23 protein-coding genes are annotated in these 26,427 nt (G+C 64.8%); 17 read left to right on the forward strand and 6 right to left on the reverse strand.

Going from position 1 to position 26,427, the window contains the following annotated elements:
* Window positions 1-22: 22 nt before the first annotated feature.
* Window positions 23-1,612: a glutamine-hydrolyzing GMP synthase gene (gene guaA / locus MTX35_RS09830; RefSeq protein ID WP_243594778.1), complete on the forward strand. Its 1,590-nt coding sequence runs from the start codon at window positions 23-25 to the stop codon at window positions 1,610-1,612.
* Between the two features lie 5 nt (window positions 1,613-1,617).
* Here the strand turns inward: guaA and MTX35_RS09835 are convergent, their stop codons facing one another.
* A complete protein-coding gene (locus MTX35_RS09835) occupies window positions 1,618-1,872 on the reverse strand; it encodes a hypothetical protein (RefSeq protein ID WP_243594779.1) in 255 nt (84 codons plus the stop codon).
* Window positions 1,869-3,263 (reverse strand): PspC domain-containing protein, encoded by a 1,395-nt coding sequence (locus MTX35_RS09840; protein WP_243594780.1) that lies wholly within the window; start codon window positions 3,261-3,263, stop codon window positions 1,869-1,871. The genes MTX35_RS09835 and MTX35_RS09840 overlap by 4 nt, the downstream gene beginning before the upstream one ends.
* 221 nt (window positions 3,264-3,484) lie before the next feature.
* On the opposite strand from MTX35_RS09840, the gene MTX35_RS09845 reads away from it, so the two are divergent.
* Both MTX35_RS09845 and MTX35_RS09850 read left to right on the forward strand, forming a co-directional pair.
* Entirely contained in the window at window positions 3,485-4,813 is a 1,329-nt protein-coding gene (locus MTX35_RS09845) for a sensor histidine kinase (RefSeq protein ID WP_374230272.1), read from the forward strand.
* Window positions 4,810-5,457: a response regulator transcription factor gene (locus MTX35_RS09850; protein WP_243594781.1), complete on the forward strand. Its 648-nt coding sequence runs from the start codon at window positions 4,810-4,812 to the stop codon at window positions 5,455-5,457. The genes MTX35_RS09845 and MTX35_RS09850 overlap by 4 nt, the downstream gene beginning before the upstream one ends.
* On the opposite strand, the gene MTX35_RS09855 is transcribed toward MTX35_RS09850, so the two are convergent.
* On the reverse strand, window positions 5,454-5,837 hold the full coding sequence (locus MTX35_RS09855; RefSeq protein ID WP_243594782.1) for an HNH endonuclease: 384 nt from the start codon (window positions 5,835-5,837) through the stop codon (window positions 5,454-5,456). The two genes, MTX35_RS09850 and MTX35_RS09855, sit on opposite strands and share 4 nt — an antisense overlap.
* Window positions 5,838-6,006: 169 nt before the next feature.
* On the opposite strand from MTX35_RS09855, the gene MTX35_RS09860 reads away from it, so the two are divergent.
* From MTX35_RS09860 to MTX35_RS25995, 5 genes are all read left to right on the forward strand, one after another.
* Entirely contained in the window at window positions 6,007-7,014 is a 1,008-nt protein-coding gene (locus tag MTX35_RS09860; RefSeq protein WP_243594783.1) for a MerR family transcriptional regulator, read from the forward strand.
* Window positions 7,015-7,099: 85 nt separating this feature from the next.
* Complete coding sequence (locus MTX35_RS09865; protein WP_243594784.1) at window positions 7,100-7,801, forward strand: hypothetical protein; 702 nt, start codon at window positions 7,100-7,102, stop codon at window positions 7,799-7,801.
* A gap of 10 nt (window positions 7,802-7,811) precedes the next feature.
* On the forward strand, window positions 7,812-8,948 hold the full coding sequence (locus tag MTX35_RS09870) for a sensor histidine kinase (RefSeq protein ID WP_243594785.1): 1,137 nt from the start codon (window positions 7,812-7,814) through the stop codon (window positions 8,946-8,948).
* Complete coding sequence (locus MTX35_RS09875) at window positions 8,927-9,526, forward strand: response regulator transcription factor (RefSeq protein ID WP_308198116.1); 600 nt, start codon at window positions 8,927-8,929, stop codon at window positions 9,524-9,526. The genes MTX35_RS09870 and MTX35_RS09875 overlap by 22 nt, the downstream gene beginning before the upstream one ends.
* Entirely contained in the window at window positions 9,523-9,624 is a 102-nt protein-coding gene (locus tag MTX35_RS25995) for a LuxR C-terminal-related transcriptional regulator (RefSeq protein ID WP_308198117.1), read from the forward strand. The genes MTX35_RS09875 and MTX35_RS25995 overlap by 4 nt, the downstream gene beginning before the upstream one ends.
* Before the next feature lie 8 nt (window positions 9,625-9,632).
* Here the strand turns inward: MTX35_RS25995 and MTX35_RS09880 are convergent, their stop codons facing one another.
* Window positions 9,633-10,862, reverse strand: coding sequence for a serine/threonine-protein kinase (locus MTX35_RS09880; protein WP_374230269.1), 1,230 nt, complete (start codon window positions 10,860-10,862; stop codon window positions 9,633-9,635).
* Between the two features lie 199 nt (window positions 10,863-11,061).
* On the opposite strand from MTX35_RS09880, the gene MTX35_RS09885 reads away from it, so the two are divergent.
* Genes MTX35_RS09885 through MTX35_RS09900 form a run of 4 tightly spaced genes read left to right on the forward strand, consistent with a single transcriptional unit; the run spans window position 11,062 to window position 14,753 of the window.
* Complete coding sequence (locus tag MTX35_RS09885) at window positions 11,062-11,874, forward strand: hypothetical protein (RefSeq protein ID WP_243594787.1); 813 nt, start codon at window positions 11,062-11,064, stop codon at window positions 11,872-11,874.
* Window positions 11,871-13,445: a DNA polymerase Y family protein gene (locus MTX35_RS09890; protein ID WP_243594788.1), complete on the forward strand. Its 1,575-nt coding sequence runs from the start codon at window positions 11,871-11,873 to the stop codon at window positions 13,443-13,445. Before MTX35_RS09885 ends, MTX35_RS09890 begins: the two co-directional genes overlap by 4 nt.
* A 22-nt stretch (window positions 13,446-13,467) precedes the next feature.
* Window positions 13,468-14,232: an alpha/beta fold hydrolase gene (locus tag MTX35_RS09895; protein ID WP_374230270.1), complete on the forward strand. Its 765-nt coding sequence runs from the start codon at window positions 13,468-13,470 to the stop codon at window positions 14,230-14,232.
* 11 nt (window positions 14,233-14,243) lie between these two features.
* On the forward strand, window positions 14,244-14,753 hold the full coding sequence (locus MTX35_RS09900; RefSeq protein WP_243594789.1) for a hypothetical protein: 510 nt from the start codon (window positions 14,244-14,246) through the stop codon (window positions 14,751-14,753).
* A gap of 273 nt (window positions 14,754-15,026) precedes the next feature.
* On the opposite strand, the gene MTX35_RS09905 is transcribed toward MTX35_RS09900, so the two are convergent.
* Both MTX35_RS09905 and MTX35_RS09910 read right to left on the reverse strand, forming a co-directional pair.
* Window positions 15,027-17,027 (reverse strand): SDR family oxidoreductase, encoded by a 2,001-nt coding sequence (locus MTX35_RS09905; protein ID WP_243594790.1) that lies wholly within the window; start codon window positions 17,025-17,027, stop codon window positions 15,027-15,029.
* Window positions 17,028-17,061: 34 nt separating this feature from the next.
* Entirely contained in the window at window positions 17,062-19,191 is a 2,130-nt protein-coding gene (locus MTX35_RS09910; RefSeq protein ID WP_243594791.1) for an MMPL family transporter, read from the reverse strand.
* A gap of 138 nt (window positions 19,192-19,329) precedes the next feature.
* On the opposite strand from MTX35_RS09910, the gene MTX35_RS09915 reads away from it, so the two are divergent.
* The 5 genes from MTX35_RS09915 (at window position 19,330) to MTX35_RS09935 (ending at window position 26,416) form a co-directional block, all read left to right on the forward strand.
* Window positions 19,330-22,608 (forward strand): error-prone DNA polymerase, encoded by a 3,279-nt coding sequence (locus MTX35_RS09915; RefSeq protein ID WP_243594792.1) that lies wholly within the window; start codon window positions 19,330-19,332, stop codon window positions 22,606-22,608.
* A 77-nt stretch (window positions 22,609-22,685) separates the two neighbouring features.
* Window positions 22,686-23,654: a siderophore ABC transporter substrate-binding protein gene (locus MTX35_RS09920; RefSeq protein WP_243594793.1), complete on the forward strand. Its 969-nt coding sequence runs from the start codon at window positions 22,686-22,688 to the stop codon at window positions 23,652-23,654.
* Between the two features lie 32 nt (window positions 23,655-23,686).
* Window positions 23,687-24,655 carry an ABC transporter permease gene (locus MTX35_RS09925; RefSeq protein WP_243594794.1) on the forward strand — a complete coding sequence of 323 codons (969 nt, stop codon included), beginning with the start codon at window positions 23,687-23,689 and terminating at the stop codon, window positions 24,653-24,655.
* Window positions 24,642-25,661, forward strand: coding sequence for an iron chelate uptake ABC transporter family permease subunit (locus MTX35_RS09930; protein ID WP_243594795.1), 1,020 nt, complete (start codon window positions 24,642-24,644; stop codon window positions 25,659-25,661). Before MTX35_RS09925 ends, MTX35_RS09930 begins: the two co-directional genes overlap by 14 nt.
* The gene (locus MTX35_RS09935; protein ID WP_243594796.1) at window positions 25,658-26,416 is read left to right on the forward strand and encodes an ABC transporter ATP-binding protein; all 759 of its coding nucleotides are present in this window, start codon (window positions 25,658-25,660) and stop codon (window positions 26,414-26,416) included. The genes MTX35_RS09930 and MTX35_RS09935 overlap by 4 nt, the downstream gene beginning before the upstream one ends.
* The last annotated feature ends 11 nt before the right edge of the window (window positions 26,417-26,427 follow it).

Here is a 26,427-nt window from a genome sequence, read left to right on the forward strand (position 1 = left end):
ACAGTCCCACTAGACTGACCCGGTGACCGACTCCTCTGCACACGATCCCTCGCACGCACGGCCGGTTCTGGTCGTCGATTTCGGAGCCCAGTACGCGCAGTTGATCGCCCGCCGGGTGCGCGAGGCCAACGTGTACTCCGAGGTCATCTCGCATACCGCGACCGCCGAGGAGATTGCAGCCAAGGACCCGGTCGCGCTGGTGCTGTCCGGTGGACCCTCCAGCGTTTACGCCGAGGGTGCGCCCGAGCTGGATTCCGCGCTCCTCGAGCTCGGAATCCCGGTGTTCGGGATCTGCTACGGATTCCAGGCGATGGCCCAGGCGCTCGGCGGCACCGTCGAACACACCGGAACGCGGGAGTACGGACGCACCCAACTCAGCGTGGACGGCGGTCGGCTGCACGACGGTCTGCCTGCCACTCAGCCGGTCTGGATGAGTCACGGTGACGCGGTCACGGCAGCGCCGGAGGGCTTCACCGTCACCGCGACCAGCGCGGGTGCGCCCGTTGCCGCCTTCGAGAACGAGGGCACGCGCATGGCGGGCGTGCAGTATCACCCCGAGGTCCTGCATTCGCCGCACGGGCAGCAGGTGCTCAGCCGGTTCCTGCACGAGACGGCGGGCATCGCTCCGGACTGGACCGCGGCCAACATCGCCGATGCCCTGGTCGAGGCGGTGCAAGAACAGGTCGGTCCGACGGGCAAGGCCATCTGTGGCCTTTCGGGTGGCGTCGACTCCGCGGTGGCGGCGGCACTGGTGCAGCGGGCGATCGGTGATCGGCTGACCTGCGTCTTCGTCGACCACGGACTGCTGCGCGCCGGTGAGCGTGAGCAGGTGCAGCAGGACTTCGTGGCTGCAACGGGTGCCAAGCTGGTCACCGTCGACGCGGTCGATACGTTTCTCGGTGCGCTCGAGGGCGTCTCCGATCCGGAGGAGAAGCGCAAGATCATCGGCCGTGAGTTCATTCGTAGCTTCGAGGGTGCCGTCGCCGAGGTACTGGGCGAGAACGCCGAGCACGGCGACGCTGTCGAATTCCTGGTGCAGGGCACGTTGTACCCGGATGTCGTGGAGTCCGGCGGCGGATCCGGAACAGCGAACATCAAGAGCCACCACAACGTCGGCGGGCTGCCGGACGATCTTCAGTTCGCCCTGGTCGAGCCGCTGCGTGCGCTGTTCAAGGACGAGGTGCGTGCGGTCGGTCGTGAGTTGGGCCTGCCCGAGGACATCGTCGGCAGGCAACCGTTCCCCGGACCCGGTCTGGCGATCCGCATCGTCGGCGAGATCACCCGCGACCGTCTGAACACGCTCCGTCATGCCGATTCGATCGTCCGAGAAGAACTGACGGTCGCAGGCTTGGATCAGCAGATCTGGCAGTGCCCGGTGGTGCTGTTGGCCGACGTGCGCAGCGTCGGCGTGCAGGGCGACGGCCGTACCTACGGGCACCCGATCGTGCTGCGTCCGGTCTCGAGCGAGGACGCGATGACCGCGGACTGGACTCGTCTGCCGTACGACGTTCTGGAAACGATCTCGACTCGGGTGACCAACGAGGTTCCGGAGGTCAACCGAGTCGTTCTCGACGTCACGAGCAAGCCGCCGGGCACCATCGAGTGGGAGTAGCGGGGTCAGCTCCTTCTGCTGGGGCCCAGGAGTAGCGCGAAGCCGACGACCACCGCGGCGACCACGAACACCCAGCGGAACTGGACATCGCCCAGAGCCGCGATCGCTCCCTGGCCGATGAGGGCTGCGACCGCGACGACCATGGCGGCCAGCCCGGCGAGAAGCAGTAGTGCCGAGGGTCCGCGTCGGTTCGAGTTGCGATCCTCGGTGGCAGCGTAGTCGTAGTCGTGGCCGACTCGGTCGGTCTTGTTCTTCTTCACTGGTGCACTACCTTCAGGTCTCCGAGTGCCACATCGCCTTCGATGGTGAGCACCGGTGCGTCGGGTCGAGCGGCACTTCCGACCCGTAGACCGGGGGAGCCGCAGTCGGCCGAGCCCAGGACGGTGTCGCATGTCGTCTCGAGGTTCATCGTGTTCGGCACCGTCACGAGCGCACTGCCCAGCGCCACATCGATCTCGACGGTGCGGTCCTCGGTGAGGTCGAGACCTGTGAGGTCGAGGTCGAGGTCACCGAGACCGACGTCGTAGGTGTCGTCGAGGTCGGCAACGGCGATCGGTGCGATGCGCTGCGTTCCCGACGCACCGTTGCCCATGTCCATCGGACCGACTGCTGACGCCAGGACGACGAAGCCGGCCAGGGGTGCGGCGACCACCAGCAATCCGTAGCCCTTGCGGAGGAATGCGCCGAGCACGAGTCCCACGGAGATGACCGCGAGCGCGACAGCTCCGACGCGGCCCGCCGAGGCCCAGTCCCCGCCGGTTGCGGCACCTACCGCCGCGGTGATGCCGGCAGCGAGCAGAGCCAGGCCGAGAAAGCTTGCCGTCCACCGTGACCGGCGCTTGCGTTCGATCGCCGCAGGCGGGAAAGCGCCGGCCGGTTCGGGAAGATCCCAGGCGAACGGGGCCACACCGAGCGGGTCCCACGACGGGGGCGTCACGGTGGGCATGTCGGTGGACGTGTCGTTCGGCTTCTCGGCCGATACGGTCGACTTGCTCAGGTTCACTGTGTGCGCGTCGGCAGAATCCTCGGCGCCGGTGTCCTCGACAGGCTTCGGTGTCGCAACGTAGCTCTTCGGCAGAGTCGTGTACGGGGTGTAGCGCTCGTGCTGGAACTGAGGCGGACGATACTGCGCGGCCGTCCACTGCTCGGCCGACGTGCTCGACGAGCCGAATGGCATCGGCGCGTAGCGGTTACGGGAGAATTCCGCCGTCCGCATGTAGGGCGGCGGCTCAGGGCACCGTTGGTGCAGCAACCAGAGTCCGCCGAGCATCGCCACCAGGGAGATCAGCCCCGAACCGCCGAGTCCGACGCCGACCGGGCCGATGGTCGACACCGCGATGACCAATGCCACCGCCACGACAACCATCTTGGTCGACGAGTCGGAGCTGTTCCCACGACCGACCAGAGACTCTGCGCCCGACGCCGTGTCACCGGCGCGGTTGAGCACCAGCCACGCCGCCAGATACAGGACGATGCCGGTACCGCCGAACAAGGTGGAGACGACGAACGCGATCCGAATCAGAACGGGGTCGACGTCGTAGCGATAGCCGATACCGGCTGCGACACCTGCCACATGCCCGCGTTGCGGCAAGCGGTGCGGACGGGTGCGCCACATCTGCTGTAGTTGATCCGAGACGGTCACGTTGCTCATGAGAACCATCGTGGTTGCCTCGACCACGAAACACATCAGGGATACCCCTGATCTTCATCCCCGAAGTCGATGACCCCGCTGAACATCAGGGCGAACCCTGATGCGACAACCACCGCATCCGTGCCAGGATCGAAGGCGTGCACCCTGTCGACAACCCACCCGTCGACGCCGCCCGCAACGCACCACCCGTGGCCGGCGTCACGCCGGCCACCGCTCCTGGTATCCCGGTCGCTTCTGCAGGCTCCGCTCCTGCTTTTCCGGTCGCTTCTGCGGGCTCCGCTCCTGCTTTTCCGGTCGCTTCTGCGGGCTCCGCTCCTGCTCCCTATCAGCGACGCGGCGGCGGACGCATCGTCGGCGGCGTCGCAGGCGGGCTCGCCGACCATCTCGGCATAGACGTGTTCAAGGTTCGGGTCGCGTTCGCACTGCTGGCCGCGTCCGCCGGAGCCGGCATCGCTGCATACGGCCTGATCTGGATGTTCACCCCAGCGGGTGAGGACACCGCGCACCCGAGTGCCGCCGAACGCCAGCGCGCGCTCGGGTTGGCCGCTATCGGTCTCGGCCTCGCCGTCGGTCTCGCCTGGCTGCTCAGCGGTACCGCTGCATCGGTCATCGTGCCGGTCATCGTCGTGGTGATCGGTGCTGCCCTGGTGTGGCGCGAGTTCGACTCCGAGGGACCGCGAACGGCGTTGGGGCTTCCCCAACACCCGACCGTGTTGAGCTGGGCGAGGGTCGTCGGCGGAGCGACGTTGATCGTGCTCGGCCTCGGCGTGGTGGTGCTCGCCCGCGTCGATCTGGCCGCGCTGCGTTCGTCCTTGCTCGCAGTGGTGGTCACTCTCGTCGGCGTCGGCCTGTTGACGGTTCCCATCTGGTTGCGAACCTGGCGCGCGCTCGGTGCCGAGCGGTCTGCACGTATCCGCAACGACGAACGCGAGGAAATCGCGTCGCACCTGCACGATTCGGTACTGCAGACACTGGCGCTGATCCAGAAGCAGTCCGATCAGCCGCAGGAGGTGATGCGGCTGGCGCGCGGGCAGGAGCGTGAACTACGCAGATGGCTGTTCGACGGCGGCGACACCGACAACCCCAGCTTGGCCGACGCGCTCAAGACCATCTCCGGTGAAGTCGAGGATCAGCACGGCGTGACGGTACGACCCATCACCGTCGGCGACGTGCATCTACTGCCGGACGACGTCGAATCGGGGCTGTCGCGCGAGAGCTTCACCGCTCTGCTGGGTGCCACGCGAGAGGCTCTCGTCAACGCGGCCAAGCATTCCGGTGAGACCAATATCGATCTGTTCGCCGAAACCGAACCGGAACAGGTCAGCGTGTTCGTCCGTGACCGTGGCACCGGGTTCGACGAATCGGAAGTACCCGAGGATCGACGCGGCCTGGCGAAATCCATTCGGGGACGCATCGAGCGCCGCGGCGGCACGGTGCAGGTACGGTCGACCGTCGGCAAGGGAACCGAAGTGCGCATCTTCATGCCCCGCATCGGCAGCGCCGTCACCACCGAACCGTCCGAATCCAGTCAGCAGGAGCAGCCGACGTGACCGAACCCTTCCGCGTTTTTCTCGTCGACGACCATGCGGTGTTCCGCTCCGGAGTGAGAGCCGAACTCGCTCGCGAGGCGGACATCGACGTTGTCGGCGAAGCAGGAGGCGTCGCCGAGGCGGTATCGGGCATCGACTCGACGAAGCCCGATGTGGTGTTGCTCGACGTGCACATGCCCGACGGCGGAGGCGTGGCCGTGTTGAATCGCATCTCCGAGGGGCCGGTATGCCTCGCCCTGAGTGTGTCCGACGCCGCCGAGGACGTGATCGCCGTCATCCGTGCCGGTGCGAGGGGATACGTGACCAAGACTATTTCAGGTTCCGAACTCGCCGACGGTGTTCGACGCGTCGCCGGGGGAGACGCCGTGTTCAGCCCCCGCCTGGCCGGATTCGTCCTCGATTCGTTCACCGGTCGCAGTGCCGTCCCGGAGCCACCGCTGGATCCCGAACTGGATTCGCTCACGCCCCGTGAACTCGAGGTGCTGCGGTTGCTGGCGCGCGGATACACCTATCGCGAAATCGCCGAGGATCTGTTCATCTCCGTCAAGACCGTCGAGACTCACGCGTCGAATGTTCTCCGAAAGACCCAGCAGTCCAACAGGAATGCGCTCACTCGCTGGGCGCACAAGCGTCGAATCGATTAGGTGACCTCGGTCGATCGGGGAAATGTCGCCAGGATCGTCGCGTGACGGAGCAGGAACGTGTGCTCGTCGAGCCTCTTGCGTCTGAGCCACCCGGTCACTTCGCTGTTGTGTTTGCTGGCGTTGCAGGAGGGGCAGGCCGGCACGACGTTGTCGAGTGTGTACCGGCCACCGCGAGAAACCGGCATGATGCAGTCGCGTTGCAGGGGCGCACTCGTCGCTCGACAGTAGGCGCACCCTCCCCATGCATCGAGAAGTTCGGCCCACTGGGAGGCGGTGAGGTCGTTGTCCACTCGGGCGAGCCGTCGTCGCCGTCGATTCGTGTAGCGCGCCCGCGTTGCCTTCGGCAGCGCAGTGGCGGGGAGCTTGCGGCGAGGGTGCACAAGGGCGACGATACTTCGGCCGCGGCAGCGCTTCCGTGTTTTGCCCCAGCGCGCCGAATACACCGTTGTCGAGTGTCACCGGAGGACGAGCATGGTGTTCGACATGGCCACACCTGGCCGGGCGCACAGTGCTTGACCTTCGACCAACCCGAAGCCTCAGGATTTCACCATGACTGATTCGGCAGAAGAATTCGTGACCATCGGTGCGTTCGCTCGTTCGAGCGGGCTGACCCCCAGTGCCCTACGGTTCTACGACGACTGTGCGTTGCTCGTCCCGGCGTTCATCGACGCCAAGTCCGGCTATCGCTACTACACGCGTGCACAATCGAAGCGGGCGAACATCATTCGACAGCTGCGCGAGATCGGTATGCCGCTCGATCAGGTGACCTCCGCGCTCGAGGGCGACGGAGCCGCGGCCGTCGAGATCGTGGATCGGCATGTCGAAGAACTCGCCACACGTGCGAGGGCAGCGGCCGAGGCCGCAGTGTCCATTCGCCGGATGTTCGACGAAACATATTGCACCGCAACGGTAGCTGCCGCCGAGTTCGCGTCGGCGGTGAAACGAGTCGCGTCTGCGGTCGGAACGAGCGAGGAGTTTCCGGTGCTGCGGGGCGTGCTGGTCGAGGTGGACGGCACCGCTGTCACCCTCACCGCGACGGATCGGTACCGACTCTCCACCCGCAGCCTCGTGGCGCAGAGCTCGCCCGGTGCACCCTGGTCGCGCGTTGCAACGGTCGGCTCTCTCGAGGTCGTACCCGCATCGGGCACCCTCGTACTGACGGCAACCGACGGCGCGATGGCTGTCGAATCCGACGACACCCGACACGAGGTCGATCTCGTCGACGGAGACTTCCCCGATTGGCGGACGATCATGGACGGTTTGGCTCCGACCGTGACGAGGGTTGTGGTGCAACGAGATTTCGTTCCCCTCGACAGCGGGACGCTGCGGATCGACGCCGGCCCGGACGGCCTGACAGTCGAGGGTGTTGCCGTCCCCGCGCGAATCACCGGGTCCGAGATGACGGTGTTCTTCGACGCCGCCGTTCTGCAGGCCGCCGTCGCCTCGGCCGTCGGACCGGACCTGATGCTCGATATCGCCGCTCCGGACCATCCGATGCTGGTGCGGTCCGCGGTCGACGGCGCTCTGACGACGTTGGTGATGCCTGTTCTCGGCTGATCGAGGGCTTCCTGTCGTAGAAAGTCGGCGAAGTGTCGACTTTCGATGACTGGGTACCGGCTCCCACACTCGATACCGTGAGGGCATGGACGACAAGATGCTCGGGGAGACGCCACCGGCGGTGCTGTGGTTCTCCCGAGGCGACCGGTTCTTCCTGATCGTCGGTGCCGTGATCATCGGGGGACTGCTGGGATTCGCGCTGCCATATGTGGCGTCCTGGGGAGCATCGTTGACGTGGATTCCGTTCCAGGGTCCGTTGGAGTTGATCGCATCCTGGTCGCAATGGTGGGTGCGGTACGTGTGTATCGGAGTGGGAGTACTGCTCGGGCTGGCTCTGGTGGCGGCCGCGTTCTACGACACTGCACGGGTGGCGGTGTCGGAGGCACACGTGCGTGTCACCGAGAAGGGCGAGACCGTCACCGTGTCCAGATCGCAGGTCGGGACGGTTTTCGTCGACGGCAAGGAACTGGTGTTGCTCGACGCCGCCTCGCGTCAGCTGGTGCGGGTGCCGAGCGAGGAGAAGCGTGAAGAGATCGAGGCGGCATTCGAGGAGCGGGGTTACTCGGTTGCGCCCGGTGATCCCTACGACGATCTCTATCACCTATGGGTGCCCGAGACACCAGGCCTGGCACCGGAAGTGAATGCGGTGATGAAGGCTCGGGACATGGCGCTGAAGAAGAAGGCGGGTTCCGATGCACGCGAATTGCGTTCGGAGCTGGACAGACTCGGCGTAGTGGTGCGCGACAAGAAGACCAGCCAGTACTGGCGCCCTTTGGTCCGATCGTGACGGCGCAATCATGACGTTGCTGCGGCGGCATCGGGAACGCGCGTGGGATGTCGCAGCCATCGCGTTCGCGTTGTTGTTGGTGTTGTCGGTAACCGTAGGCACCGAGGAAATGACCACCACTCGAACGGCCGTCTCGATTGTCGTCGGTGTCCTCGGTGCTGTATTGCTGTGGTGGCGTCGCCGGTGGCCGATCGAGATCGCCGTAGCGCTCGCGGTGTGCGCTGTTCTCACCGATGCAGTGGGCGGCGCAGAGCTGGTGGCCGTCTTCACCGTGGCGTCTCGGAAGTCGTGGCGAGTCACCGCTGCCGTGGTGGTTCTGCACGTTCTGGCACCGGTGATCTGGGCGAGAGTGTGGGACGACGGACAGTCCATTCTGTACATCGCGACACTCAGTCTCGCCTTTCTGAGTATCCCGGCAGCATGGGGCATCGTCGTCAAATCGCGCCGCGAGGTGATCGATTCACTACGTGAGCGTGCCGAGCGAGCGGAATCCGAATCGAATCTGCGTGCCGAGACCGTTCGCGGCCTCGAACGCGAGCGGATCGCGCGCGAGATGCACGACGCTCTCGCACATCGGATTTCGTTGGTCAGCCTCCATGCCGGAGCGCTGGAGGTGCGACCGGACGTCGGTGCGCAGGAGGTCGAAGCGCTCGCGTCGACCATCAGATCCAACGCGCACGGTGCCCTGGAGGATCTGCGGGAAATACTGGGAGTGCTCCGATCGGGTGATGTCGGCTCTGCGCGTCCACAACCGGGTGTGGCAGATATCGCCGAATTGATCGAGGACTCGGAGAAAGCGGGCACGCGCGTGACATTCGTCGACGAGATGCCTGCGAACATCGTGCTACCTGCCTCCACCTCTCGCACCGTCCACCGTGTGATTCAAGAGGGGCTGACCAACGCCAGAAAGCATGCGCCGGGTTTGCCCGTGCAGTGCGGAATTGCAACGTTGGGAAGCGAGATTCGAGTGTGGCTTGAAAACGGCCTCAGTGCGGAGAAATTCGTGGCTGTACCCGGTTCACGGTCGGGAATGATCGGCCTCACCGAACGAATCGAGTTGGCAGGAGGGCGAATCGAATACGGAATCGCTCGAAGGAGTGTCGGCGTGGTCTATCGTCTGGAAGCGTGGCTACCGTGCCCGAACTGACCGATGGCCGCACAGCAGCCGATGTGCTCGATGTCCTACTGGTCGACGACGACGCGTTGGTCCGGGCGGGATTGTCGCTGATTCTGAGTTCGGATCCCGGTATCAGGGTGGTCGGTGAGGCGGCCGACGGTCGCAGTGGGATCGAGGCCGTGAGCGCACTGTCTCCCGACGTGGTTCTGATGGATGTGCGGATGCCGGTCCTGGACGGTCTGGCGGCCACCGAAATACTTCGGGGAGAGGGTGTTACAGCGGCGATCGTAGTGTTGACCACCTTCGACACCGATGAGTATCTGCTGCGGGCACTGCGGGCGGGTGCGAATGGGTTCTTGCTCAAGGACACTCCGCCACGAGAGATCATCGACGCCGTGCATCGCGTCGGAACCGGGGAGTCGATGCTGTCGCCGACGGCTGTCGGACGTTTGGTCGCCCACTGGCGCGAGCAGGATGCCCGTTCGCACGATTCCGGTACGGAACGAGCTCGGACACTGCTCGATGCGCTGACCGATCGTGAACGTGAGGTGGCCTTTGCCGTCGGATCGGGGAAGTCAATGCGGAGATCGGTGCCGCGTTGTACATGAGTGTCGCGACCGTGAAGACCTATGTTTCGCGAATTCTCACGAAATTGGAGTGCGGCAACAGGGTTCAGATCGCGATCACCGTGCACGAGTCGCGTTGAGGGCTCGACTACAGCAGCAGGGCGATCACCAGAATCAGAACGATCACCACGGCAAGCACGAGTGCCGCGAGAACGACGGTCGACGGAATCGACGTTCGGTCGCCGATGGTGTCCTCGATGCGCATCAGAACGTCGTCGATCGGGTTCCTCTTCTTCTTCGTCAGGTCGAACGGTGGTGGCGAATACGTCGACGGAACCGGATTGGCTTGGCTCTCACCGGGTTGCACGGCCGGTAGGCCGGCGATGGTTCTTCCGAACTCCCTCGACGGACGGCGATTTTCGGACACCGGTGTGGAGCGCCTCGCCCATGCGGGAACCACTCCGTCCGCAGACGTCAGGGGCACCCCGCGCAGCTGAGCAATGGTGCCGCGCTTGCTGATAGCGGCGAGAATGATCTCGTCGCGGGCCTGCGCCATGGTGGGGCGTCGGGCAGGATCGGGCTCGAGCATGTGCAGCAGCGGGCCGGTGAGATCCCCGCTGCGGGTGGGGGCGATGATCTGCCCCTTGGCAACTCGGTGCAACAGTGCGATCGAATCGTGATCGATGTCGAACGGCGGTCTGCCTTCGATAGCGGTGTACAGCGTTGCCCCGAGGGAGAACACGTCGCTGGCCGCGGTGGGATCCTGTCCGCGTGCGACCTCGGGTGCGAAATATGCCGGGGTTCCGGTGATCACGCTGTCATCGGCCTCTTCGACGTCACCCTTGGCCCGGGAGATACCGAAATCGCTGATCTTGACGATGCCCAGATCCTTGCCGCGATCGGCGATCAGAATGTTGCCCGGCTTGATGTCTCGGTGCACGATTCCGGCCTCGTGCGCCTCGGTCAGTGCGTCGGCGATCTGTGCGCCGATCTGAGCGACCTCGAACGGTGGTAGCGAATCGGTGGTGCCGAGTGCCTGCGCGAGACTGCGTGAGGACAGGTATTCCATGACCAACCACGGTTCGCCGTCGACGAGAGCGACGTCGTGCATCGCGATGGCGTGGGGGCTGGAGAGTCGGGCAGCGATACGACCCTCGCGCATGGCCCGGTTGCGTACTTCCACGGCCTGCTGTGGGGTCAACCGAGTGGTGGACGTGACCTGTTTGACGGCCACCTGTCGGTGCAGAAGTGTGTCGGTGGCGAGCCATACCGCGCCCATGCCTCCACCTCCCAGCTTGCCGGCAAGGCGGTATCTGCCGGCCAAGAGGTAGTCGGGCCCGACGCCCCGTCGAACACGCTGCTGATCCGTCACGTCCACAGGTTAGTGGACGATGGCGAGACGTGCCTGCAGCCGCGGAACGGAGGCATCTACCAGGGGCTTCGGCATCACCTTGACGAGTTGCCGTCCGAGCGGCTTTACTGAGTGCAGATCGAAATTGTGTTCGAATACGCCACTTCCCGCGTTCGTCGAACACCGAAGTTTCGGGTCGATTTTCTACGCCGCGAAGGGGAGTGACATGACTGTATCGGGAGCTTCCGTCACGCCGGATGTGCTCGACGGGTTGTCGCTGCCGGAGCGCGTGGCGTTGCTACGTAGCCGGATGGCTGCCGTACCTTCCCGGGGCGAAACGGCGTCGGTGCGCATCGAGAATTCGGACTCCGTCGAGCCCGTGCACCCGGAACCGTCGACGCAGCGTCCAACCCGTCAACGGCCCGTTCTTCCGGTGCCGGCTGCGCTGATCGAGGTGCTACCGCACGGCGGCCTGGTGCGTGGAACGGTGGCCTCGGTGTCCGGTGCAGGCTCGCTCCTGATCGGGTTGGTGGCTGCGGTGACCGGTGCCGGTGGGCATGTCGCCGTCATCGGGCAACCTCGTTTCGGGATTCTGGCCGCGGTGGAGATGGGCGCACAGTTGAGCAAGCTGGCCCTGATTCCCGATCCCGGTCCCGACCCGGTAGAAGTGGCGGCCATTCTGCTCGACGGTGTCGACCTCGTCGTACTCGGTCTCGGCGGCCTGTCGGTATCGCCCACTCGGGCCAGGGCGGTGGTGGCCAGAGCGCGTAGCAAGGGTTCGACGCTGCTGGTGACCGATGGGCACTGGGACGGGGCAGAGCTACGACTGGACGCATCGGTGCACGGATACGACGGCCTCGGCACGGGCCGGGAGCTGGGCCGCGGCCGACTGCGCGGCGTCCGATTGTCGGTGTGCGCCCGCGGTAAGGCGATGCGGCCGCGCACCGTTCGACTCGACCTCCGTTCGGAGAACGGCCGTATCGAGTGGCATGCCGAGGAGCGCGAGCAGAATCCATTGTCGATCGCGGTCTCGACATGAGCATCGACCGCTCCAGCCGTGTTCTCGCGCTGTGGTGTCCCGATTGGCCCGCTGTTGCAGCAGCGGCTCAGGCCGATCTGCCTGCGACGCATCCGGTGGTCGTCACCTCGGCCAATCGGGTCGTTGCCTGCTCGGCGACGGCACGGGCGTCGGGTATCAAGCGCGGCCTGCGCCGGCGGGAAGCGCAGGCGCGGTGCCCGGATGTGCATGTCGCTCTCGCCGATACCGATCGTGATGCGCGACTGTTCGAGCCCGTGGTTTCGGCCGTCGCCGCCATTGCGCCGGGAGTGGAAGTGCTGCGACCGGGCCTGTTGGTTCTCTCTGCCCGCGGCGTCGGACGGTATTTCGGTACCGAGCATCGGGCTGCGGAACGGTTGATCGACGAAGCGTCGGCTGCCGGTGTGGAATGTCAGATCGGTATCGCCGACGAGCTGTCCACCGCGGTGGTCGCCGCGCGGTATGCGCAGGTGGTGCCGCGGGGCGGGGGTGCAGGCTTTCTCGCGCCGTTGCCGGTGGCAGAACTCTCGGCGGAACCGAGCATGTCCGCTGCCGATCGCGGTGAGCTGGTGGATCTGTTGCGGCGCTTGGGTTTACGAACCATCGGCGACTTCGCTGCACTGTCCCCGGGGGATGTGGCGTCGCGCTTCGGTACCGATGCCGTGTTGGCGCACCGCAGTGCCCGAGGTGAGCCCGAACGCCCGCCGTCGGCCAGGGCTGTACCGCCGGACCTGGATGTGGAGTACCTGTGCGATCCACCGATCGATCGGGTCGACGCAGCTGCGTTCGCCGGGCGCGGCCTGGCCGAGCAGCTGCACACCAAGCTCGCTGCCGCTGCCGTCGCGTGCACTCGTCTGCTGGTGCATGCCAGTACCGGTAACGGCGAGAATCTGTCGCGGACCTGGCGGTGCGCGGAGCCGTTGACACCGGAGGGAACAGCCGACCGAGTGCGGTGGCAACTCGACGGCTGGATCACCGGGCGCAGCGAGAACAAGCCGACGTCCGCGATCACCGTCCTGCGACTCGAACCGATCGAGGTGGTGGCGGCCGGTGAGCTGCAGCTGGGTTTGTGGGGCAGTGTCGGGGACGAGGACGAGAGGGCGCGGCGGGCGTTGGTGCGGGTGCAGGGTCTGCTCGGCGGCGAATCGGTGCTGGGCGGTGTGCTCAGTGGTGGCCGCGGGCCGGCCGAGCGGATCACGCTGCGTCCCCTCGGCGACGAACTGGTGCCGATGTCCGATCCGTCGGATCCCTGGCCGGGACGGCTGCCCGAGCCTGCTCCGGCGGCAGTGATCGAGACCCGTCCGACGGTGACGCTGATGAATCGGGCGGGAACCGGAATCGGCGTCACCGATCGTGGTGTGTTCGATACGCCGCCGTCGCGATTGCGCTGGGGCACCAAGGAATGGGAACTGACGGGTCTGGCCGGACCGTGGCCGGTGGACGAGCGATGGTGGGACAGCGGCCACGCGTCGACGGGTCCGACGGCGCGAGCCCAGGTGGTGCTCGACGACGAAAGGGCCTTGCTGCTGGTGTTCGACGAGGGTCGGTGGCGGGTGGAAGGAATCTACGAATAGCGGCACCGCTACATTCGAGGGAATGCAGATGATGTCGGAGACGGTCGACCTCGATGGCGTCGATATCGCGTATCGCTCGTTCACCCCGCAGGGGCATGCGAACTCGAATTCGGCACCGGTGATGCTGGTGCACGGCATGGGCGGTGACAGCACAACCTGGGATCGGTTCGGCCGTGCATTGACCACGCACGGCCGCCGGGTGATCACTGTCGATCTGCGCGGGCACGGCAAGAGCGCGCACACGTCGACGTACGAGTTCGACTCTTTCGGCGCGGACCTGCTGGCCCTACTCGACCACCTCGGGCTCACCGAAGTCGATCTCGTCGGCCATTCCCTCGGCGGATACGCCGTCTCGCTCGTCGCACAACGTCGCCCGCAGCTCGTCCGCCGTCTGGTCCTCGAAGAGCTCCCGATACCGATTCGGCCTGGGGACGCACCGCCGACACTGACCGGCAAGATGCCGTCGGTCACCGAACTCTGGCACGCAGCGACCAGCGTCGTTCTGCATCCCCGCGCGGTACTCGCCTTCGATCGCTCGATGACCACCACCGCGCTCGAGCAGTTCCGTCGGCCGAATTCGCAGTGGTGGGCGTCGTTGGCCGACATCACTGCTCCGACGCTGGTGCTTCGCGGAGGTCCCGGCGGCATGGTCGATCCGATTCGGCTCGACGCGATGGTCGCCGAGATTCCGACCTGCCGTGTCGAAGCGTTTCGCACCGGACACAGCATCCATCGCGACGGCTACTCGGCGTTCGAGGCCGCCGTTCTCCCGTTTCTGACGCATTAGGGTCTGCAGGCATGACTCTCGGTTCGCTCGATCGCAGAATGCTGGGCTGGTCGGCGTTGTTCGTCGTATCCCAGGCCAACATCGCCCGACTCCTCGGCCCCGCAGCTCCCAAAGTGCTCGAGGTACAGACGGCGTGGTCCGCCGAGCGCTACCGGCAGATCCTGGCGAGCATGGACGAGACTGAGATCGCTCGGTTCCGCAGCCACTATCTGCCCGACTTCGTGCATCCGGCGATCTACGCCATCGCACTCAGGGCCGGCGGACGCAGCCTGGCGGCGAAGACGTCACTGAGCCCCGCGGCGACGACGGCATTGGCGGTTGCGCCCGTGGCCTCCGCTGCCGGCGACTACATCGAGAACATCGTCGGACTGATGCTGGTCGACAACCGCGAACAGATCACCGACACCGTTGTGCGCGCCACCACCGTGGTCAGCTCCGTCAAATGGATACTGGCAATCGGCTCACTGGCGTACCTGAGTCAGGGATTTCTGCGAGTGTGGGCTAAGGCTCTGTTGCGCTGAACCTTGTGACAGCACTACCCCTGTCGTTCGACCAACTCGCCCCGAGGGGAGTGCGTACGTACAGCACCGATCGCCCCTGTCTGACGCGTCGTTCCACCGCCGCTTCGCGCAGGACGCCGTGGCATGACGAGCATGTTCTGGATCCGCGTCTACGTGAGCGGCGAGGATTCTGCGTAGTAGCCACCACCGTGAGTGTCCACTCTGTGCGACCACACACGGGACCGCGATCGCAAATGGAAATTGTGGACACTGGCGGTACCTGGGACTGACTCGTCACCAACTGGTGCCGGGTACCAATCTGCCGACACGCCGGATCACTTTGCCGATGCGTGCGCTCGGAGCTTTCGGGTCGTACGGGCGGACTCGGTAGGGCACTTTCCCATCCTCGATGGGTACCGGCATTTCGCCTTTGGCGGCAGCGGATTCGGCGAACGTACGGTAGTGCTGGTGCATCGTGCGGTCTTTGCCCTTGGGGGCGAAGATGGCTCCGAATTGCCCGAGTGTTCCCAGCGGTGTGTCGATGCGTTTGGGCTTGTCGCTCAGTGCTCTGATCACGATGGCGGCAGCCTTCTCCGGTGAGAACACGGGGCCGACGTTCTTGTCGCCCGTCGGGGTGATCATCGGTGTGTCGACCAGGGGCATGTGGATCGTGGTGTACGTGATTCCGTCCGAGAGTGTCTCTGCGGCAGCGACATCGGTGAAACCGTCGAGCGCGGCCTTGCTGGCCACGTAGGCCGAGAATCGAGGAGGGTGTCCCAGGACCGCAGCGCTGGAGATGTTGACGACGTGTCCGAAGCTGCGTTCGCGCATGTGTGGCAACAGTGCCAGCACCAGTCGAATGGCCCCGAAGTAGTTGACGGCCATCGTGCGCTCGTAGTCGTGCAGTCGATCGGTGGATCGATAGAGTGCGCGGCGGATGGATCGGCCGGCGCTGTTGACCAGCATGTCGACGTGATCGTGTTCGCTCAGAACGGTTTTCACGGTCTGGTCAACCGATTCGGTGTCGGTGACGTCGCACGAGTAGCCGTAGGCGGTGCCACCCGATTCGCGGATGCGCTCGACCACCTCGTCGAGTTGGTCCTGACCGCGCGCGAGCAGTATGACCACCGCGCCCTTGCGGGCAGCCGCCTCGGCGCTGGCTCGGCCGATTCCGGACGAGCCACCGGTGATGACGATGTGACGGCCGAACAGCGGCCCGCGTGGGTCGTTTCGGCGGTTGCGCTTGGGGTCGAAGTTCTCCCGCCAGTACGTCCACACGCGATCGGCGTACGTTCGTAGTGGTGGTGGCGTGATCGAGCTGCCCTGCAACGCTTTCTGTGTCGATGCCGACTCGAACACGGTGGGCAGAGTCAGGTGTTCGAGCATCACCGGTGGCACACCGACATCGCGGAGGGCGGCGTTGCGCTGTTTGCGCACGGCCCTGGATTTGGGGGAGACGACGGGAGCGACCAGTGCCCCGGGTACGTCGATGATTCTCGCGCGAGATCCGGCTGCCGACGAGAATGCGGCGTAGACCTCCGCCATCGACTGAGGTGCCGGATTGACCAGATGGAACACGCTGCCGGGAGTGGTGTCTCGATGTACGAGCTCGACGATGGCGTCGGCGACGTAGTCGACCGGTACCAGGTTGGTACTGCCCATCTTCGGCACCGTGATCGGTAGCACGGAAGGCAGCTTGGCCAGTTGTGCGAAGAACGGAAAGAAGTAGTAGGGGCCGTCGATCTTGTCGATGGCTCCGGTCTCCGAGTGCCCGATGATCGCAGCAGGCCGGTAGACCCGCCAGTCCGCGGTGCTGTCGCGGACCAATTTCTCCGACTCGAACTTGGTGCGATGGTAGGCCGTCGGAAAGCCTTGCCCGAGATCGAAGTCGTTCTCGGAGAACGTTCCTCGGTAGTCTCCGGCAACGGCGATCGACGAGATGTGGTGCAGGCGGGCCCCGGTCTTCTCGGCGAGGTCGATTACCGCGGCAGTCCCGGCCACGTTGGTCGGGGTCTGCTCGTCGCCTGCAGTCAGGTCGTAGACGGCCCCGAGGTGGAGGATGTGGTCGATATCGGTAGGCACGTCTCGGAGTCCGAGCTCCGGCTCGGTGAGGTCGCCGACCAGCGGGTGGATTCGGTCTCCGCCGTCGAGGTGCTGTGCCAGTCGTTCGAGGCGGGCCACCGACTGCGGACGCACCAGTACGTGGACCGCGGCGAGTGCATCACGTTCCAACAGCCTGGGCAGGATGTTCTTCCCGAGAAACCCGGTACCGCCGGTCACGATGTAGTTCGCCATGCGAGCCGACCTTACTCCGAAGTAAGTTCTGGTGCTAGTGCCCGATACCCGCTTTTTCGTGCACTTTCTTCATCCAGGTGGGTGCCCACCAATTGGCCTCACCCATGAGTTTGACCAAGGACGGAACCAGCAACATACGGATGATCGTCGCGTCGATGATCAGGGCCAGAATGACTCCGACGCCGAGGAACTTCATGATCGACAGACCCGAGATCGTGAAGGCCCCGGTGACGACGATCAGAATCAACGCCGCCGCAGTGACGATGCGTCCGGTGCGTTGAGCGCCGAAGATCACGGCGTCCTCGGTACTCGCTCCAGCCGCGCGAGCCTCGACCATGCGCGACATCAGGAACACCTCGTAGTCGGTCGACAAGCCGAAGATGACCGCGAGAATGAGAACCACGAACGTCGACTCGAGCGGTCCGGGGGTGACGCCGAGCAGGCCGGCGCCGTGGCCCTCCTGGAACACCCACGTGAGTGCGCCGAAGGTGGCAGCCAGGCTCAGTCCGGCCATCAGGACCGCCTTGATCGGCAGCACGATCGATCCGAACGCGAGGAACAGCAACACCAGCGTCGAGACGACCATGATGGCGATCATCACCGGTAGCCACTTCGCGATCGCCGCATTGCCGTCGTCGACGTTGGCTCGTCCGCCGCCGACGAGGATCTCGGTGCCGTCCGGGGGAGTGATCGAGCGCAGAGCAGAGACTGCGTCGGATTGGGATTCGGCCTCGCTCAGCCCGTCGGTCGGTTCACTGTACGACGCCTGCAACGTCACGAAATCGTCCTTGGAACCCAGGAATTCGGCGCGGGCGATACCGGGCGTGGATTCCACAGCGGAGGTCAGTGCCGCGATCGGTGCGCCTTGAGGCTTGACGCCGTCCAGGCCGCGCAGAACCACGGTTGCGCCCTCGCCGGTGGACTCGAAGTCGGAACCGAGAGTCTCGAATGCCATGCGCGCAGGGTTGTCCTTCGGCAGCGCCGTGTAGTCGACCTCGCCGAGTGAGACCTTCAGGATCGGGGTGGCGATGATCAGCAACCCGGCGACGATGACGGCAGCGACGATGCCCGGATGCTTCATCACGCGGGTGACGACGCCGCCCCAGAATTTGTGTGCGCGTGCATCACTGCGATCGGACGCGGTGCGCGACCACGTCCAGGAGTTGATGCGGGTACCGAGAATCGCGAGCAATGCCGGGACCGCGGTCAGTGACAGGACGGCCGCACTCGCGACGGCGGCCATGGCCCCGAACCCGAGGGATCGGATCACCGCCTGCGGGAAAACGAGCATCCCGGCGAACGCGCAGATCAGCAACAATCCCGAGAATACGACGGTCTTGCCTGCGGTGGCGACGGTGCGGATGGTCGCGTCGATCGGCGTCAGTCCACCGCGCAGTTCTTCGCGGAACCTACTGACGATGAACAGTCCGTAGTCGATGGCCAGGCCGAGTCCCAGCAACGACGCGACGTTGATCGAGAACGAGCTGACTTCGGTGAACTCGGTGAGCACCCGCAGGATCGCCAGCGAGCTCAGCACGCTCAGAATGCCGACGAACACCGGAACCGCTGCGGCGACCACCCCGCCGAAGATGAAGATCAGCAGCAGCAGTGTGATGGGAACAGCGATGATCTCGGAGCGGATCAGATCGCGTTCGAGGGTTTCGCTGAGTGATACCCCCACCACCGACGCGCCGGCGAACTGCGATTCGATGCCGGGAACGGCGAGCTGCGGTGGAAGCTCGCCGAAGGTGTTGAACGTGACACCCGAATTCGCTCCGAGGGATACCGTCGCCAGCGCCTTGGTTCGGTCCTTGGAGACCAGGAATTCCCTGCTGATCGGGTCTGCGCTCCAGTACGAGCTGACATTGCCGAGGGTGTATCGACTGCTGAACTCGTCGAGCGTCGCCTGCACCTGCGGTCCGATGTCGTCGATCGTGCTGCCCTCGGGGGCGGTGTAGATCGCAACGATGTCGGGGGTCGGTTGGCCGATGCCCTGCACCAGCCGCGCGACCTCGGACGACTCGCTGCCTGCGTCGGCGTAACCGCCCTCGCTCAGTTTCGAGAAGACACCGAGTCCGAAGACGCCGCCGACTGCGACGACGGCGACGACAACTGCGAGTGCCCATCGTTTGTGCGATACGACGAACGAGGCCCAACGCGTCACGTCTGTGCTCCGGCTCTGTGAAAGGGATTCGGTGGAAAGGGTCAGTGGCGATTCGACTGTAGTTGATCCGTGTCGGACCCTCGTGTTCTCATTAGAACAAGTGTTCGATGAGACGGTGCGTGAAGGTGGGTGGGCTCGATGGGATGGAACGACGGACCACCCACGTGGTCGGAGATGGAGCGCGTCCTGTCCGGACGGCCCAAGCCGATGGCCGAGGGCGACGGCGGCGACAGCCCGGCCTGGTCCCGGAAGCGAGAAGCCTACGAGGGACCTCGCCATCACGAGCCGGTGCGCCCGACAACGCCGTACGCGGAATTGCATGCGCACTCGGCATTCAGCTTTCTCGACGGTGCCTCGCAGCCCGAGGAGATGGTCGAGGAGGCGGTGCGCCTGGGTCTCGAGTCCATCGCCATCACCGACCACGACGGGTTCTACGGAGTCGTGCGGTTCGCCGAGGCGGCCAGAGCTCTCGGCATCGGAACCGTGTTCGGTGCCGAGCTTTCGCTGGACACCCATCGATCCAGAGCCGGGGAGACGGATCCCGACGGCACTCACCTGCTGGTGCTCGCTCGCGGCCAGGAGGGATATCGCCGGCTCTCGCGTCGGATCGCTGCTGCGCATCTGGCAGGCGGGGTCAAAGGTAAGCCGCAGTACGACCTCGACGAGCTCACCGAATCGGCGGGTGGGCACTGGCAGATCCTCACCGGCTGTCGGAAGGGTCACGTTCGGCAGGCGCTCACGCGTGGTGGTCCGGAGGCGGCAGAGGCCGCGCTGCGCACTCTCGTCGACCGGTTCGGATCCGATCGTGTCACCGTCGAACTCACCCGGCACGGCGTCGCAGACGACGACGAGCGCAACGACGCTCTTGCGACGCTGGCTCGGCGGTACGACCTGCCGACGATCGCCACCACGGCTGCGCACTACGCCAGTCCGCGTAGCCGGAGATTGGCCATGGCGATGGCCGCTGTGCGCGCACGGAGCAGCTTGGACGAGGCTGCCGGTTGGTTGGCACCGACCGGCGGCGGACACCTACGGTCCGGGGGGGAAATGGCGGAGCTGTTCCAGCACTATCCGGGCGCGGTGCGCGGTGCCGTCGAGCTCGGTCGTGAGTGTTCGTTCGATCTGCAGTTGATCGCGCCGCGCCTGCCGCCGTTCGAGGTGCCCGACGGATACACCGAGATCAGCTATCTGCGTCGCCTCACCTTCGAGGGAGCCGCTCGCCGGTACGGACCGCAGTCGGCGAACCCGGCGGCCTATTCGCAGCTCGAGTACGAACTCGACATCATCGAGAGGCTCGAATTCCCCGGCTACTTCCTGGTGGTCCACGACATCGTCCATTTCTGCAAGACACACGACATCCTCTGTCAGGGAAGAGGTTCGGCAGCGAACTCCGCCGTCTGCTATGCCATCGGCATCACCAACGTCGACCCGGTAGCCAACAAGCTGCTGTTCGAGCGGTTCCTCGCGCCCGAACGCGACGGGCCGCCGGACATCGACATCGACATCGAATCCGATCGTCGGGAAGAGGCGATCCAGCACGTCTACGCCAAGTACGGCCGCACCCATGCCGCTCAGGTGGCCAACGTCATCACCTATCGCGGTAAGTCCTCGGTCCGAGACATGGCCCGCGCGCTCGGTTTCTCACAGGGACAACAGGACGCGTGGAGCAAGCAGATCACCCGCTGGTCCGGAATCGGTGATCAGGAAGGTGACGGTATTCCCGAGTCGGTTCTCGAACTCGCGCGGCAGATCGAGGGCTTCCCGAGGCACCTGGGCATTCACTCCGGTGGCATGGTGATCTGCGATCGGCCGATCGCCGACGTCTGTCCGGTGGAATGGGCGACGATGGAGAACCGCAGTGTGCTGCAGTGGGACAAAGACGATTGTGCCGCAGTGGGTTTGGTGAAGTTCGACATGCTCGGGCTCGGCATGCTCTCGGCATTGCACTACATGATGGATCTGATCTCCGAGCACAAGGGCATCGACATCGACCTCGCCTCGATCGACCTGTCCGAGCCCGAGGTATACGAGATGCTCCAGCGAGCCGATTCGGTGGGGGTGTTCCAGGTCGAGTCGCGTGCGCAGATGGCCACTCTGCCGCGGCTCAAGCCGCGGAACTTCTACGATCTGGTGGTCGAGGTCGCGCTGATTCGTCCCGGTCCGATCCAGGGTGGTTCGGTGCACCCGTACATCAAGCGTCGCAACGGACTCGAGCCGGTGATCTTCGAGCATCCGTCGCTCAAGAAGGCGCTCGATCGAACTCTGGGCGTACCGCTGTTCCAGGAACAGCTGATGCAGATGGCCATCGATGTCGCCGGTTTCAGTGCCGCCGACGCCGATCAGCTGCGCCGGGCCATGGGGTCGAAGCGATCACCGGAGAAGATGGAACTGCTGCGCGGACGGTTCTACGACGGGATGCGCGATCTTCACGGCATCACCGGTGCGGCAGCGGACCGAATCTACGAAAAGCTGTCGGCTTTCGCCAATTTCGGCTTCCCCGAAAGTCATTCGCAGAGCTTCGCCTCATTGGTGTTCTACTCGTCGTGGTTCAAGTTGCACCATCCGGCTGCCTTCTGTGCCGGTTTGCTGCGTGCTCAACCGATGGGTTTCTACTCACCGCAATCTCTGGTCGCCGACGCCAGAAGGCACGGTGTGCTCGTTCACGGTGCCGACGTGAACGCCAGTCTCGGCCATGCGAACCTCGAGGCGGGCGGCCTCGAGATTCGCATGGGGTTGGCGGATGTGAAGTTCATCGGGACCGCAGTGGCTCAGAAGATCGTCGACGCGCGAGGCGCACACGGGCCGTACACGTCGTTCCTGGATCTGACGGGACGCGTCGAACTGTCGGTGGCACAGGCGGAAGCGCTGGCCACGGCCGGCGCACTCGGGTGTTTCGGCATCACTCGCCGAGAGGCACTGTGGGCTGCGGGCGCGGCAGCGGGGGAGCGTCCGGGCCTGCTTCCTGGTATCGGTGCGTCGACGAAAGCGCCTGCGCTACCGGGAATGTCGGATCTCGATCTGGCCTCGGCCGACGTCTGGGCAACCGGGGTGTCGCCGGATTCCTATCCCACGCAGTTCTTTCGAGATCGGCTCGATTCGCTGGGCGTGGTTCCCGCGAACCGGCTGCTGCAGATTCCTGATGGCGACCGGGTGCTCGTCGGCGGAGCGGTGACGCATCGCCAGCGGCCGGCAACTGCCGGAGGCGTCACGTTCATCAACCTCGAGGACGAGACCGGCATGGTCAACGTGGTGTGCTCGGTCGGGTTGTGGGCCAAGTACCGCAAGCTGGCGATCACCGCTCCGGCGTTGCTGATTCGAGGCAAAGTGCAGAACGCCGAGGGCGCGGTGACCGTGGTGGCCGATCATCTGCAGCTGATGGATCTGCGCGTTGCGTCCAGATCGAGAGATTTCCGCTGACCGAAGAGCCCGAATTTGCATAGCCTTGCCTAAGTGCTACTTTACTGCTCAACCAAAGCCCCGGTAAACATCGAGCAATGGAGTACACCGAAGTGAGAACGTTCCGCGCCCCCCGTCTACTCGTCGCAGCCGCCGCGACCTCGATGCTCGTCCTCGGTGCGTGCAGCACCGATTCGACCACGGGCGAGTCTGCCGACGCCGCAACCGTCACTGTCGACACCAACAACGGCAGCATGGAGGTTCCGGCAAATCCGGTGCGCGTGGCAGCACTGGACAACACCTCGTTCGAGACGCTTCGGGCGTTCGGTGTCGAGCCGGTGGCTCTTCCCAAACCCATCATGCCGTCGACGGGCTTCGAGGAGTGGATCGACAACGACGCCATCCTGGACGTCGGCACCCATCGCGAACCGAACCTCGAAGTGGTGAGCGAAGCAGAACCGGATCTCATCATCGGCGGCTATCGATTCCAGGAATACACCGAGGAGCTCGGCCAGATCGCGCCGACCATCGACATCTCGCCCAACGACGAGAACTTCGTCGAGACGCTGAAGACTCAGACCGAGACGCTCGGCGTCATCTTCGGTCTGCAGGACAGAGCGGCCGAGATCATCGCGGCCCTCGACGCGGCCGAGGCTTCTGCTGCGGCGCAGACCACCGGACAGACGGTATTTCTCGCCAACGTCAACGGCGGCAAGATCGACAACGGTGCTCAGCGCATCGGCCGTCTGCTCGAACCCCTCACGCTGACCGACGTGTTCGCCGGCGAGGCAGGCGACGTTCACGGTGATTCCGGTTTGGCACCGGAAACCATCGCCCAGGCCAACCCCGACTGGGTGATCGTTCTGGACCGCGACGCCGCAGCCGGTGAGCCGGGTTCGTCCCCGGCCAAGGCTGTCTTCGAAGCACAGGAAGCGTTCGCCGAGACCACCTTCACCACCGAGGACCAGATCATCTACCTCGATCCGTTCTTCTACACCCGCGAGGGCATCCAGGCGTACACCGAAGCGTTCCAGTCGATCTCGGACGCGTTCGAGAACGCCGCGTAGGCCGGGCGAACTCCGTACGACGGATCACCGACATGACGAACAAGAGACTGCTGCTTGCCGCGATCGCGGGGGTAGTGACGCTGCTGACCGTCGCGTCACTACTCGTCGGTGGATACGACATCAGTCTCGCCACGATGATCGACGATCCCGCGGCCAGAAACATGTTCCTGATCTCGCGGGTTCCGCGCACTCTGGCGTTGATCTTCGCAGCCATGGCCATGAGCATCTCCGGGGTGATCATGCAGATGATCACCCAGAACAAGTTCGTCGAACCCACCACCGCCGGCACGGCGCAGTGGGCCGGACTCGGTGTCCTGGCCACTTTGATCGTGCTGCCCGACGCACCGCCGATGACCAAGATGCTCGTCGCCACGGTGTTCGCGCTGGTCGGCACGCTGTTGTTCGTCGGAGTGCTCCGGCGGCTGTCGGTCCGGACCACATTGGTGGTTCCGCTCGTCGGCATCATGCTGGGTGCCGTCGTCGGGGCCGTCACCACGTTCCTGGCCGGGACTTTCGATCTCCTGCAGGCGATGTCGGCCTGGCGGTCCGGCGGATTCAGCGGGATAGTGCGAGGGTTCTACGAACCGATGTGGGCGGTGATCGTCATCGCGGTGCTGGCATACCTGCTCGCGCATCGCTTCACCGTGGCCGGACTCGGTAAGGAGCTCGCCACGAACGTCGGGATGAGGTACGAGCAGATCGTTCTGGTCGGCGTCGCGATGGTCGCCGTGGCCACGGGCGTCACCACGGTGGTCGTCGGGTTCATTCCGTTTCTCGGACTCATCGTGCCCAATCTGGTGTCGATGATGCTCGGCGACGACGTTCGCAAGAACCTGCCCTGGGTCGCACTCGTCGGCGCAGGTCTGCTGTTGGCCTGCGATCTCGTCGGCCGAACAGTCGTGGCACCCATGGAAATTCCCGCATCGGTTGTTCTCGGAGTTCTGGGAGCAGTGGTGTTCATCGTTCTGATCGTGAGGCAGCGCCGGTATGTCAGTGCTTAGTTCCCGTGTGGGCCCGCGCATCACCGGACCGATACCGCGCGGACCGGAGGCGTCGCGCTTCACACCGAAGATGCGGTTGGCGGTGCTGTCGGTGATCGTGGCGATCGCCGTCGTGTGTTTCCTGTTCCTGTTCGTGCGCGGTTCGTTCGCCTTCGCATTTCCCCGGCGGCTGAACATGGTGGGAGCCATGGCCGTTGCGGCGTTCACACACGGCCTCGGCACGGTGGTCTTTCACACCGTCACCAACAACCGCATTCTGACACCGTCGATCATCGGGTTCGATTCGCTGTACACGCTGATGCAGACGCTCATGGTGTTCGTCTTCGGTGGCACCGTCATCGCCAACACCGAGGGCATCTCGAAGTTGTTGGCCCAGACGGCATTGATGGTCGCACTCGCCACCGTTCTGTACGGCTGGTTGTTCTCCGGCAAGCTCGGCAGCCTGTTCCTGATGCTGCTCGTCGGCGTTGTGCTCGGACTGGCATTCGACAGCATCTCGACGTTTCTGCAACGCCTGCTCTCACCCACCGAATACGACATGCTGTCGGTCGAACTGTTCGGCCGACTCAGCGCCGTGAAGGGCGACTACCTGCCGTTGGCGTTCGGGGTGTGCCTGTTCGCCGCAGTAGTGCTGTGGAAGCGCCGACGCCACTTGGACGCACTGCTGCTCGGCCGGGAGGCAGCCATGGGAATCGGGGTGTCCTACAAGCGCGAACTGATGTCGATGCTGATGCTCATTGCGCTGCTGGTGGCGTTCTCGACGGCTCTCGTGGGACCCATGACATTCTTCGGTTTCATCGTGGCGACGTTGGCCTACCAGGTGACCGGCAGCTACAAGCACATCTACGTCCTCCCGATGGCGTTCCTGCTGGGCTTCCTGACCTTGCTACTGGGGCAGTTCGTCATGCAGCACATCTTCTACGCCGGCGGGTTCCTCACCGTCATCATCGAATTCGCCGGTGGCATCCTGTTCTTGGTCATGATTCTTCGTAGGGGGACGCTGTGATCGACTTTCGTGATGTGACCAAGTCCTATCAGGGCGCCATCGTTCTCGGTCCCGTCACCGGTGCCATTGCCAAGGGCGGGATCACCTCTCTCGTCGGGCCGAACGGAGCAGGAAAATCCACCTTGCTGACGGTCATCGGGCGATTGCTCGACCCGACCACGGGGACGATCATCGTGGGCGGGATGGACGTTCGCGTCGCGAAGTCTCGGGAACTCGCCAAGCACCTGTCGATCCTGCGCCAAGAGAACCACATCACCGCGCGATTGACGGTCCGTGAGCTGGTCGGGTTCGGCCGGTTCCCGCACTCGAAGGGGAAACTCGGTCCCGAGGACGAGGCGCGCATCGACGACGCCCTCGAATTCTTGAATCTGGCTGCCCTCGAAGGGCGATTTCTGGATCAACTCTCCGGCGGGCAACGGCAACGAGCGTTCGTGGCGATGGTGCTGGCCCAGGACACCGAGTATCTTCTGCTCGACGAGCCCCTGAACAATCTCGACCTCAAGCATTCGGTGCTGATGATGAAGCAGTTGCGTCGTGCTGCAGACGAATTGGGCAAGACCATCGTGCTCATCGTGCACGACATCAACTTCGCCGCCGCCTACTCCGACAGTATCGTCGCCATGCGTGACGGCATCATCGTCAACACGGGCACTGCTGAGGAGATGATGCAGGACGACGTGCTGAGCGAGGTGTTCGACACCCCGGTTCGCGTCCACGTCGTCGAGGGACACCGCACTGCGGTCTATGTGCGGTAGTCGATCGACGA

Source organism: Rhodococcus sp. ARC_M12 (assembly GCF_022810385.1).
GTDB classification, from domain to species: domain Bacteria; phylum Actinomycetota; class Actinomycetes; order Mycobacteriales; family Mycobacteriaceae; genus Rhodococcoides; species Rhodococcoides navarretei.